This is a genomic window from Paenibacillus sp. FSL R5-0486 (assembly GCF_037975155.1).
Taxonomy (GTDB): Bacteria; Bacillota; Bacilli; order Paenibacillales; family Paenibacillaceae; genus Paenibacillus; species Paenibacillus amylolyticus.
The window spans coordinates 6,210,120-6,222,304 of the sequence record NZ_CP150237.1 but is presented as its reverse complement, the minus strand read 5'-3'; the positions used below and the strand labels follow the sequence as shown (position 1 = coordinate 6,222,304).

The 12,185-nt window shown below is 46.4% G+C and carries 12 protein-coding genes; 10 read left to right on the top strand and 2 right to left on the bottom strand.

Annotated features, from left to right (window positions below):
- Nucleotides 1–181: 181 nt before the first annotated feature.
- The 10 genes from MKY01_RS27635 (at nucleotide 182) to MKY01_RS27590 (ending at nucleotide 10,340) form a co-directional block, all read left to right on the top strand.
- Complete coding sequence (locus tag MKY01_RS27635; protein ID WP_047841622.1) at nucleotides 182–631, top strand: disulfide oxidoreductase; 450 nt, start codon at nucleotides 182–184, stop codon at nucleotides 629–631.
- Between the two features lie 19 nt (nucleotides 632–650).
- Nucleotides 651–1,094 carry a FixH family protein gene (locus MKY01_RS27630; RefSeq protein ID WP_076253541.1) on the top strand — a complete coding sequence of 148 codons (444 nt, stop codon included), beginning with the start codon at nucleotides 651–653 and terminating at the stop codon, nucleotides 1,092–1,094.
- Between the two features lie 92 nt (nucleotides 1,095–1,186).
- A complete protein-coding gene (locus MKY01_RS27625; protein WP_339284340.1) occupies nucleotides 1,187–2,167 on the top strand; it encodes a LacI family DNA-binding transcriptional regulator in 981 nt (326 codons plus the stop codon).
- Between the two features lie 162 nt (nucleotides 2,168–2,329).
- A complete protein-coding gene (locus tag MKY01_RS27620; protein ID WP_339284338.1) occupies nucleotides 2,330–3,655 on the top strand; it encodes an ABC transporter substrate-binding protein in 1,326 nt (441 codons plus the stop codon).
- Nucleotides 3,656–3,802: 147 nt separating this feature from the next.
- The gene (locus MKY01_RS27615; protein WP_339284336.1) at nucleotides 3,803–4,687 is read left to right on the top strand and encodes a sugar ABC transporter permease; all 885 of its coding nucleotides are present in this window, start codon (nucleotides 3,803–3,805) and stop codon (nucleotides 4,685–4,687) included.
- The gene (locus MKY01_RS27610; protein WP_036607075.1) at nucleotides 4,687–5,514 is read left to right on the top strand and encodes a carbohydrate ABC transporter permease; all 828 of its coding nucleotides are present in this window, start codon (nucleotides 4,687–4,689) and stop codon (nucleotides 5,512–5,514) included. The genes MKY01_RS27615 and MKY01_RS27610 overlap by 1 nt, the downstream gene beginning before the upstream one ends.
- 42 nt (nucleotides 5,515–5,556) lie before the next feature.
- The gene (locus tag MKY01_RS27605) at nucleotides 5,557–7,119 is read left to right on the top strand and encodes a glycoside hydrolase family 32 protein (protein WP_339284334.1); all 1,563 of its coding nucleotides are present in this window, start codon (nucleotides 5,557–5,559) and stop codon (nucleotides 7,117–7,119) included.
- A gap of 84 nt (nucleotides 7,120–7,203) precedes the next feature.
- Nucleotides 7,204–8,691, top strand: a complete 1,488-nt coding sequence (locus MKY01_RS27600) for a lipase (protein ID WP_339284332.1) — start codon at nucleotides 7,204–7,206, stop codon at nucleotides 8,689–8,691.
- 26 nt (nucleotides 8,692–8,717) lie between these two features.
- Nucleotides 8,718–9,119, top strand: coding sequence for a MerR family transcriptional regulator (locus MKY01_RS27595; protein ID WP_339284330.1), 402 nt, complete (start codon nucleotides 8,718–8,720; stop codon nucleotides 9,117–9,119).
- 165 nt (nucleotides 9,120–9,284) lie between these two features.
- Nucleotides 9,285–10,340 carry a serine hydrolase gene (locus MKY01_RS27590; RefSeq protein ID WP_339284328.1) on the top strand — a complete coding sequence of 352 codons (1,056 nt, stop codon included), beginning with the start codon at nucleotides 9,285–9,287 and terminating at the stop codon, nucleotides 10,338–10,340.
- Nucleotides 10,341–10,427: 87 nt separating this feature from the next.
- Here the strand turns inward: MKY01_RS27590 and MKY01_RS27585 are convergent, their stop codons facing one another.
- Nucleotides 10,428–11,105: a succinylglutamate desuccinylase/aspartoacylase family protein gene (locus MKY01_RS27585; protein ID WP_339284327.1), complete on the bottom strand. Its 678-nt coding sequence runs from the start codon at nucleotides 11,103–11,105 to the stop codon at nucleotides 10,428–10,430.
- Between the two features lie 96 nt (nucleotides 11,106–11,201).
- Nucleotides 11,202–12,170, bottom strand: a complete 969-nt coding sequence (locus MKY01_RS27580; RefSeq protein ID WP_100529915.1) for an ATP-binding cassette domain-containing protein — start codon at nucleotides 12,168–12,170, stop codon at nucleotides 11,202–11,204.
- Nucleotides 12,171–12,185: the final 15 nt, after the last annotated feature.

The window sequence follows — 12,185 nt, the reverse complement described above, 5'->3', positions numbered from 1 at the left end:
GTGAAACAAGATTAAAACAAAAAGAGCTGCCCCATACGGCAGCTTTTTTGTATTCACCCAAAAGTTCAAATATTTGGTATAATCATCGAGTAATGACCTACATAACAGCTTGAATAGCCGATGGAGTCTAGAATGATGTATGATAATTTGGTATAAGCAAAATGAAGAGGGGGACAGAGGAATGAGTACATCATCAAAATCGGAGCGTCCAGCGAGAAATGTGGATACCCGGTTATTTGTCGCTTGGGCCGTTTCCGTTATCGCAACAGGGGGGAGTCTCTATTTCAGTGAGATCAAGGGCTTTCTTCCATGTGATCTGTGCTGGTACCAGCGCATATTCATGTATCCACTAACGATTTTGCTGGGCATTGCCTACTTTAAGGATGACGTGGGCATCACCAAATACGTACTCCCACTGAGTTTCGTCGGTGGCGGCATTTCGTTATATCATGTAACGATCCAGCGTATTTTTTCGGCTACAGGTAATGCCGTCGCATGTGGTAAGGTTCCATGTTATACCGACTATTTGAACTGGTTTGGTTTCATCACGATTCCATTACTGGCACTGATCGCCTTTATTATCATCATCGTGATGCTGTGGGGTATCGGCAAAACACCAAAATCTTCTTAATAAGAAAGGATAGATGGTGATGAGCGGACAAGCTCGTTGGTTCATGCCCTTCGTTATTCTGCTCCTCCTGACGGTGGGATGCTCTTATGAAGAACAGTCACAATCGGGCGAGATGCCGGAGATGATCAAAGTGAAACTTGACGTTCCAGAGAAAGCTTCTCTTCATGAACCAACACGGTTGCAGGTGAAGCTTACACAGGGAGATGCACCGTTAAGTCATGCTGACCATGTGCAATTCCAGATCTGGAATGAGCTTGATGATCCGCCTTCTGTATCTCCGGAACAAGGTATGATGACAGCGGACGAACTGGAGAATCAGGGGGCTATAACTGCCAAGGAGGCAGAGGAAGGGCAGTATGAAATCCAGCATACCTTTGAAGAACCAGGTACGTATGTGGTACAGGTCCATGTTACGCACGGAGCTATGCATAGCATGCCGAGAGCGAGAATTGTAGCGGAATGAAGTAGCAGGCGGGTACCAAGGCTTTGGTTCAGGTTTAGCAATAGGTTTATAATGTTAAGGGTATGAAGAATGTTGTAGGAAAAGAGGCTGTTATGGCAACTATTCATGATGTTGCACTCAGGGCAGGAGTTTCTGTAACTACCGTCTCGCGTGTATTAAACAACCGGGGATATATCAGTCAGAAGACTCGGGACAAAGTGTATCAAACCATGGACGAACTGAACTATCGACCCAACGAAATTGCCCGTTCTCTTCTGCGTAAGCAATCCAATGTGATAGGCTTGATTATTCCCGATGTATCCCATCCGTTTTTTGGAGAACTGGCTAGCTATGTTGAGTATCATGCTTACCAGAATGGATTTAAAATTATGTTATGCAATTCCCACATGGACCCTTCCAAAGAGCGTGAATATGTGGAAATGCTCAAGGGTAATCGCGTGGATGGCATTATTATGGGAAGTCATACACTGGAAGTTGATGAGTATATGAATCTGCATTCCCCAATCGTGACCTTTGATCGTAAGATCGGTGAAGACATCCCGTTTATCTCATCTGATAACTATCAGGGAGGGGTTATGGCTGCTGAATTGTTGCTCTCGAAGAACAGACGACATTTGGCACATATCTGCGGTAATTTGGAATTGCAAATGCTGTCCAATCGCCGGACGACAGGTTTCGTTGATACATTGCAGGCTCATGGAGTCAAACCGGTCATGATTCATGAAACCGATCTGAATGTGTTTGATCAGCATCAGTATACGGAATTGGTGGATAAGCTGCTTGCACAACACCCCGAGGTGGATGGGCTCTTTGTAACGAGTGATCTGATGGCGGTGCATGCGCTGAAGCAGATCGTGTTAGGTGGGCGCAAGGTACCCGACGATATTGCTATTATAGGTTATGATGACAGTCGTGCGGCAGCGTATACGGTGCCTGGCATTACAACGATCAGGCAGCCTGTGGAGGCCATGGCTAAGCTGGCGATTGATCTGATTCGGCGCCAGCTCGCACAAGAGAAGATCGGAATGGAGCATATTTTGCCAGTTAACATCGTGGAGAGAGAGACGACCTGATACAGGTCGTTTTTTCCTATTCCTCCTTTTACCACGAAGAAATGAAGTCGAGAAAAAATTTTTTTGAATGGTATGTCAAACGATTGACATGTCAAACCTTTGACATTATAATTCGATTTGTAAGCGTTTCCTTTTAAACTATTGATCGGGGGCCATAACAAGATGAAAAGAGAACAGAGATGGATGAAATTATCGGTATTGTCATTGATTATGATGCTTGTATTGTCGGCATGTGGAAGTAAAGCAGCGACGGAGTCCAACTCCTCCTCAGAGGGTAGCAGCAGTGAGAGTGTCAAAATCACCTTGCTTAATTCCAAGTCGGAAATTAACAGTCAGTTGGAACAAGCAGCTAAAGACTTCCATGCCGAAAATCCAAATATAACACTCGAAATTGTACCTGTAGGCAGTGGACAGTCTCCGTTTGAAAAAGCGTCTGCTCTGTATGCCTCCGGCAGCCCTACAACGATGATGATGCTGGATACAGGAGATGTCGAGAAATTCAAGGATCGTGTTTTGGATCTCACATCCGAGTCTTGGATGAAGGATGCTGTGGAGAACAGTACAGCGGCTACAACGTTTGATGGCAAAAATTATGCCTTCCCGTTCTCTATTGAAGGATATGGATTCATCTATAACCAGAATGTCTTGGATCAGGCGGTAGGTTGGACATTCGATCCAAAGTCTGTACAGACCACTGCACAGCTTGATGAGTTGTTCCAAAAGATCGCTGCTACTGGAAAATCACCTTTGATTGTATCTCCGATGGATTGGTCGCTTGGTGCGCATTATCTGGGGCTTGCATATGGTGGGCAGTCTTCAGACCGTGCGAAGGTGGATCAATTCATTACTGATCTGAAGGCAGGTCAAGTGGACCTTGCTTCCAATGCCGTGTTTAATGGCTTGTTAGATACATTTGATCTGATGAAAACCTACAATATTGACAAGGCTTCTCCACTGTCCGGAACCTATGAGCGTGGACCTGAAGTGCTTGGCAAGGGTGAGGTAGGTATCTGGTTCCAGGGCAACTGGGCATGGCCACAAATTTCAAGCTTTGATACAGCAGATGGAAAATATGGCTTCCTCCCGGTACCTGTGAGTAATAATCCAGATGATTTCGGTAATACGCAAATCTCTGCTGCCGTATCCAAACGAATATTGCTGGATAAGGAAAAGAGCACACCAGCGCAGCAGGAAGCAGCGAAGAAATTTTTGGACTGGATCGTTTATAACGAAAAAGGTCAGGATTTCCTGGTGAATCAAGCCAGTATTATTCCGGCATTCAGCAACATTACATTGGAGCCAACCGATCCACTTGGCAAATCCATTAGTGAATACATCAAGGCAGGCAAAATCGAGGAATCAATGAGCACACTTCCTGCGGATCACTGGTCCAAACTGGGTGCATCCATGCAGAAATATTTGGCTGACGTCATTGACCGTGCCGGACTTGCCAGTGAAATTCAGGCATACTGGAGCAACGTGAAATAAAGGAATTAATCATAGCCCTGTGCAGCACATAGAGAGAGACTTGCGGTACGCCGGAGATGGTGAACATACAGCTTCCACACGAGGTCTGTTCGACTTGTTTCCGGTATAACCGCCAGGCTAATCATTTGGATAGAGTGGAGGTTGACAATGCTGACCGAAAAAGGATTATGGACACGTCTGCGCACCCGCCTGATCTTTACTGGCCCGACATTATTTGCGTTTGCTACGGTGATGATTATTCCATTTTTGTATGGTATTTATTTGACGTTTACGAACTGGGATGGCATTGCCATCGATCAAAACTTTGTTGGCTGGGATAATTACATCGGTGTGTTCAAGGACACCGTGTTCTGGAAATCATTTGGGATGACGCTGGAGTACGTATTTATTACCGTTGTGCTGACCAATGCGGTTGCCTTCCTGCTCGCTTACGTTGTAACTCGGGGAATGAAGGCACAGGGCTGGTTTCGGGCTGGATTTTTCCTGCCAAATCTGGTGGGCGGAATCGTGCTTGGTTTCATCTGGCAGTTTATTTTTAATCAGGTACTCGTCTTTGCAGGACAAAAAATGAATCTCACGCTGTTCTCCACCTCTTGGTTGGCTGATCCGGATAAAGCGTTCTGGGCTCTTGTTGTGGTGACCGTTTGGCAGTATGCCGGTTATATGATGGTTATCTACATTGCAGGACTGATGAATGTGCCGAAGGATGTTATGGAGGCAGCCAGCATTGATGGGGCAAGTAATCGCAAAATGCTGGCGCGCATTGTATTGCCACTGATGGTTCCTTCGTTTATTGTATGCATCTTTTTGTCACTGCAACGGGGATTCATGGTGTATGATCTGAACGTCTCTTTGACCAGTGGCGGGCCCTTCAAGAGCACAGAGATGGTATCCATGCATGTTTATGAGCAGGCCTTTCTTGCTCGTGACTACGGATTGGGTCAGGCAGAAGCCTTTGTTCTGTTTATCCTTGTAGCCTCCATTACATTGCTCCAGGTCTATTTCAGCAAAAAACTGGAGGTCGAGGCATGATGGCTGGACAATCGCGCATTCTCAACTGGATGAAGTTTATTGCATTAATCATTGTGATGATTTTGTTTGTATTTCCGTTTGTGCTTCTAATCGTCAATTCGTTCAAGGCTAACCAGGCAATTACCTCCGATCCGCTGGGCTTGCCAAGCTCCTTTCAATTCGATAATTACGTCAATGCGTTTGACAAAATGGGATATGTATCCGCATTCAGCAATTCGTTGCTCATTACCATTGCAGGTGTATTACTGATTGCTCTTTTTGCGGCGATGACAGCCCATTACTTTGTTCGTCACAAAAGCAAGGTGAATCAGTATCTCTTTTTCCTGATGGTAGCTGCGATGATTATTCCGTTTCAGGCAATTATGATTCCATTGGTTAAAATATACGGCTCGCTCAGCCTGCTGGATAACAAGTGGTCGCTGATCTACATGTATATTGGCTTTGGCAGTCCGCTCGCCGTATTTATCTACCATGGCTTTATCAAAAGTATTCCCCTGGAGCTTGAAGAAGCGGCTCTAATGGATGGCTGCGGCAGAGTGCAGACCTTTTTCCGTATCGTACTGCCAGTGTTACTGCCAACAACCGTAACGATTAGCGTGCTGAATGTATTGTGGATATGGAATGATTTTTTGCTGCCTTCTCTGGTACTGACTTCATCCGAGCAGCGTACGCTACCGTTGTCCACGTTTTATTTTTATGGGACATATACAGTGGATTACGGTCCATTGATGGCTGGTCTGGTGTTGACCCTGCTACCTGTCCTGATCGTTTATCTGTTTGCGCAGAAGTACATTATTCAGGGGGTCATGCAAGGGGCAATCAAATAAGTTCAGTCGGGTGATATAGAGAGAGACAGGAGTGAAGGACATATGAACCAGGAACGACACGAGAAGCAGGAAATAGACACAAGGCAAGAGACAGACCTTGGACTGACGAGTTCTTCGGCTCAAACAAAGGAGAGGTATACACTCGCCCGGGCCAACGCATATATCAAGGAGCATCGACATCAGGTTGATCCAACCTATCGAATGGCCTATCATTTGATGCCAGAGGTGGGCTGGATGAATGATCCCAACGGCTTCATATACTTCGGTGGGATGTATCATTTGTTCTATCAGCATTATCCCTATGAACCGGTATGGGGGCCGATGCACTGGGGCCATGCGGTGAGCCGTGATTTGGTTACGTGGTCTTACCTGCCTGTTGCACTGGCGCCTGATCAGAGCTACGACAGTGGAGGCTGTTTCTCCGGAAGTGCAATCGTGCAGGATGGCAAGTTGGTGCTGATGTACACGGGACATGTCGTGACTGGACCTGACAAGGATAACGATTACTTGCAGACACAGAATATCGCTGTCTCGGACAATGGGATTGATTTTGTCAAAAGCACGATGAATCCGGTCATTCGGCTGGATCAGATTCCGGAGCATACGAGTACGAAGGACTTCCGTGATCCGAAAGTGTTTGAACGAAACAGTGTGTACTATTGCGTCCTTGGATCAAATGATGCTGCGGGTAAAGGTGTCATTCTGTTATACCGCTCAACGGACTTGCTGGATTGGAGTTATGTCAACATTATGGCCCAGAGTGACGGGACGCTTGGCGACAATTGGGAATGTCCCGATCTGTTCACACTGGATGGCCGAGATATTCTGATCATGTCTCCGCAACGCATGCCTGCTCAGGGAGATAACTATCGCAACTTGCATTCGACCGTTTATATGATGGGAACGCTGGATGAAGACCAGGGTGTGTTGAAGTACGAGCAGTACGTTCCGCTGGACTGTGGCTTCGACTTTTACGCACCTCAGACGATGGAGGATGCACAGGGACGACGAATCATGGTGGCCTGGATGGATACGTGGGAAACGGAAATCCCGACACAACAGTCCCATGCCTGGGCTGGAGCGATGACGTTGCCAAGACAATTGATTCGTAGGGGAGAACGATTGATATTCCAGCCTCTTTCCGAACTTATACAGTACAGGTCGGAAGGCACCGAGCAGTATGGTATACATTTAAATGGTGATGAACATGATTTAGATCTAGGAATCAGTGGAGACCGTTACGAACTGTATGCTGTATTCGAAGCGGAACAGGCACAACACTTTGGGTTAAAGTTGCGCACGGGTGAGGATGAAGAAACCGTGATTTCCTATGATGTAGAGCAGCGTCGTTTATGCTTGAATCGCGAGCAGGCCGGACAAGGGCCGGGCGGAGAACGAGCTGTAACAGTGGAACTGCTTGACGGGAAACTGGAACTTCATATCTTTATAGATGTCAGCTCCATTGAGGTGTTCATTCAGCAGGGGGAGCAAGTGATGACAGGACGGATCTATCCTGGGCCGAACTCAACAGGTATCAAGGCTTTCTCGTCCGGAACGTGTACGTTGACCGAACTTCGCAAATGGGATTTACGAATTCCTCGATAAAATCTTTTCTAAAATACAGCCTTGACCTTGAAGTATACTTCAAGGTTTATTCTTTTTTTATCAAGAAATATTGGAGGCTGAATAATGAGAATTTTAGAATGGATTTTGGTATTGGTAACCGTAGCTGCTACGGTACTCATGCTAGTGTTTCCGAAGCGCCGGGCAATAACAGTGGGCATACTCACAGCTCTGGTTCTGTCAGTACTTCTGCATGGCTTGATCAATTCATTTCGCGTGCAGGTGATACCAACCTATATCGTTACACTTGTATTATTCATTACGTTAATCATTCAACTAATGAAATCATACCGCGGTGATCGTTATGTTCAGAGCGTGCGGAGACCCAACCGTCTTTCAAGAATAAAGATGACGCTGATATTGATTCTGCTTCTGGCCTTCAGTGCAGGTTCAATCATACTGACCTGGCTCTTACCTGCTTTTACGATGCCTGAACCAACCGGCACATATGCCATTGGCACGTTCTCTGAGCACCTGGTGGATGAATCTCGCGAAGAGACCAAAACACCCGAGGCAGGAGATAAGCGGGAACTTATGATTAATGTGTGGTATCCGGTGGATCAGAAAACCGCCCAAGGGCTGCCGCAGGAGCATTACCCTAGTGAACTGGGAGAAGCGATCAGTCTGGTGTTTGGCATTCCGTCTCAGGTGTTCAGTTATCTGGATACCATTCCAACACATGTGGTGCAAGGAGCTGAGATGTCCGCCGTCCAAAGCAAGTATCCGGTTTTGCTATTCTCGCCGGGTATCCGCTCAGCCCGTTTTCAGAGCATGACGATGATTGAGGAGCTGGTTAGCCACGGTTACATTGTGGTGGGGATAGATCACCCTTATACGTCAGCACAAGTGACATTCCCCGATGGACGTGCAGTCTCCTATCAGGCTGACCCTGAATTTGCAACGTCAGGAGAACTATATCAATATAATATAAAAGGTATAGGTATTCGTGCAGAGGATGCAAGCTTTGTACTGGACACTCTCACACAGTGGAATTCACATGATCCGAATCAATTGCTCGAAGGCAAGCTTGATCTGGATTCTGTCGGTATCTTGGGTCACTCCTACGGCGGTGCAACCACGGCGGAAGCGCTGGCTCAGGATGACCGTTTCAAAGCAGGACTTAGTTTGGAAGGCGGTTTCTGGGGTAAAGTATCCACAACAGCCTTGAAACAGCCGTTTATGTATATCATGTCGGGTGGGACAGCCAAAAGTCTGGACCCGGAGGCCACTGCCAAGGATAAAGTATTTTATCCCGAGTTTGAGCCTGATTTGGATCGGGTGATGTCAAACAGTCTTAATGATACCTATTATCTGACGGTGGAGAATTTCTTCCATCAAAGCTTTACGGATATATCGTTGATTTCACCGAAACTATTTGCCAGAGGCATGACGCCAGAACATAATGTGGATATAACCAGATCCTATGCGCTGGCATTCTTTGACCGTTATCTGAAAGGGAAAGAGCAGCCATTGCTGCAAGGATCTTCAGCACAATTTCACGAGGCCACCTATGATGCCACATATACTAAGATACGCAACGAACAAACACAATAAATCTGCAGAAGGATGGAGGCGTAGGCATGGAAACCATGACAAGAGGAATGTTGGCCAAGCGTACCGGTGTAAGTATGGCAACCCTCCGTTATTACGAAGATAGTGGAATTCTGCCTGCTCCCCGTCGTTCCTCCAACGGATATCGGGTGTATACCGAGGATTATCTGGTCAAAATTAAGTTCATTAAGGATGCCCAGTCGCTGGGTTACTCTCTAAAGGAAATACAGGATACGTTACAGTTACTCAGTCAGGAAGACATGGAAAAGGATACGTTAAAAACCCTTGTACGCGAACGCATCGCTGACATTCAGACACATATTGACCATCTGGAACAGATGCAGATTCATCTGGCACGACTGTTGCATACACCGGAGGACGATATCGATAATTATATTCAATCGTTCAGGGTGCAGAAGAAAGAGCCGTAATCGCGGCTCTTTTCCTGTTTAGGAGAAAACAGGCGTGGACTATTGAGCAGGGAATCGGAGATTTAGAAAGAATACATAGTGTAGTTTGCCAATACATAATGGTGGTTAACGTGATTTCAACATTCCAATAATGAAATTCACACCATAAAAGGAGTAACATTTTCTATGATAGAATTACAAGGTTTTGTATCCGATTACATCAAAGGAAAGAAACATCTGCACCTTGAGATTGGCGTTATTACGAAGGAAGATATCGAATATCATTCATTAGGCAATCCCCAAAAGAAGAGCGTGGCTGCTCCCGAACACAGATTGTTCGAAATCGGCTCTGTAACCAAACTTTTTACATCGATCCTACTGTTAGAATTGGAACGTGAACAGCAGCTTTCCGCGGATGACACGGTTGGCAAGTACATACACAACGGTAAAAACGATTATTTGAATAAGGTTACCTTAAAAAGTCTTGCTACGCATACCTCTGGATTACCTAGACTTGCCACAAATCTGAACCCCACGAAAAACCGATTGAATCCGTATTCAGATTATACCGAAGATGATTTACTTACTTTTTTATCGGATGCTGACTTTGCGGATCAGATGGGTTCATTTGAGTATTCCAATACCGGCGTGGGCTTACTGGGCTATATCCTATGTAAAGTATCAGGCAGTACATATGACGATCTGCTGAAAAAATATATCACAGGTCCATTAAACATGACGGAGACAGCAGCTATGCTGAATGCAGAACAGAATGGCAGATTTGTAGATGGACATACGTCAACGGGGAAAAAGATGCCTCACTGGGATCTTAGTGTACATGCAGGGGCTGGGGCGATCAAGTCATCTGTTCACGATATGAGTTTATTTGTTCAAGCCAACCTTAATGATGATCATCCGATAGCCTCTGCAATACAAAAAAGTCATGTTCCTATAATGATTGGAGATTCGGACTTATATTTAGGATGGCATAAGGATAAGTTCTTAGATCAGAATATTCTCTGGCATAACGGGGGGACATTTGGTTTTAGCAGTTATTTGGCTATAAATAAGGAACAGAGTATAGGTGTTGTATTATTGTCCAATTATTGTTTTGGATCAGCCTCCATTGTGGATGAGTATCTGGATGCGATATTCAAGTTTATAACTAAAAAAGACCTTTATCCACTCATGCCGCTGGATCCCGTGGGTAATAAAATACTGGAAGCCATGATGCAGAGATAAAAAAACACCTCGAACAGAGAGCACCTGAGGATGTACTTCGGGCGGTCTTTGTTCGGGGTTCTTTTCGTTCTATCTTAATGGTCTTGCTCATGACATACCCGCTTCACGCAGAAAATGGTGCACAATCTTCGTCTGATACTTGATACGGGTCGAGCGTTTCAGACTCCAACAGGTCTCCACTGTGACGGAACGGGCTTGTAATAGTCTTGAAGCCGCTGTACGGGCAGATCCCGGCAATTCATGCTGCTTGAGGTTAAAATGACGATCATGAATGGCAATCGACCGATTCATCCGTTCGATAACTCTTCTGCAAGCTGGAATCGTCCGACTGCCGGGATTGGTGATCAACGTCTGTCCAAGCACTCGTGAACTCAGTTGAGACAGACCGTTAGCTTCATGCAGATCAAGCCACCAGTCGGCCCGATGTTCACGCGCCAGTTGAAAAACTGCCGCAGCGAGCGGATGCTTGGCCTTGCCTGACTTACGGCGTGGAAACGTACGATTCAGATCTGGCTTGCCTCTGATTTTCTTTGCGTAGGCTTGCTGGTTCACGCGTGGCACGATAATTAACAGCCCTCGCTGAATGGCGTGACGACCTGTCGCAATATCATCTGCGAGTTTTTGCGCAGCGGCCTTACTCGCCGTTTCATTCCCGTGAACCCCGGATGTAATGAACATCACGGGTCCCGGCATCATGCCACGTACAATGAAGTAGGGAGTAGCGTGTACGGTGGATGCTAGAAGGACATGTTTGGTTACAAGCATGACGCTTCACCTCCGTTATTACAGTACGCCATGTCCCTCTTTCATGTAACGGCGTAAGAACAGGTCTTTATCCTATTTCCTCACAAGAAGGGCCTACTAATACACCCGATGAATGATATCTTCAAAATCGGGTTCTTTCATCTCAACATCTTCAATCTCACCCCAGTGCTCCAACTGTTTCAGAATGTCCATTGTGCTCCATTCCTTCCGGTTCACTTCCACGGTGACAATTTGCCCTTCCACTCCTGTAATATGTATCGCGGACGACACAACATCCGGGATGTGAAACGCTCCTCGGAACGTTACCCGAATCAGCGTAGGTAGTCCGATGGTTTCGCGAAGTGACGAGATCGTGCCGTCATATGTCAGTTGACCATGGTTAATCACCATGACCCGGCTGCATAACTGCTCAATGTCGTCCATATCATGTGTGGTCAACAGAATCGTTTTGCCAAACGTTTCATTTAGTGTACGTAGAAATTGACGAATGTTCCGCTTTGCGTTCACATCCAGTCCAATCGTTGGTTCATCGAGAAAAAGCAGTTCGGGATCATGCAGCATGGAAGCTGCGAGATCGGCACGCATGCGTTGCCCAAGCGAGAGCTTGCGGACAGGCGTGGCCCAGAACGATTCAAGGTCCAGCAGCTCGGCGAACTGGGACAGCCGTTTCTTTTTATCCTCGGCACGGACACCGTACATCTCGGCCAGAATATCATATGAATCTTTCACGGGCAGATCCCACCAGAGCTGACTGCGCTGTCCAAACACAACGCCCAGTCGACCAACGGTCCTGCGCCTGTCCTGATGAGGGTTCATACCGTCAAGCCTTACCTCACCCGAGGTTGGGTGCAGAATACCTGTCAGCATTTTAATCGTGGTAGACTTGCCAGCCCCGTTCGGACCGATGTAACCCACAAATTCCCCTGGGCCGATATCAAAACTGATATCGCGTACCGCTTCCTTGGACACATACTCACGTGAAAATAACGTACGTAGACCGGAGAAACGTCCTTCGCGAATAACAGGAGTTTTGAATTCCTTTTGCAGATGCCGTGCTGTGATCATGTTCATGATTCGTTA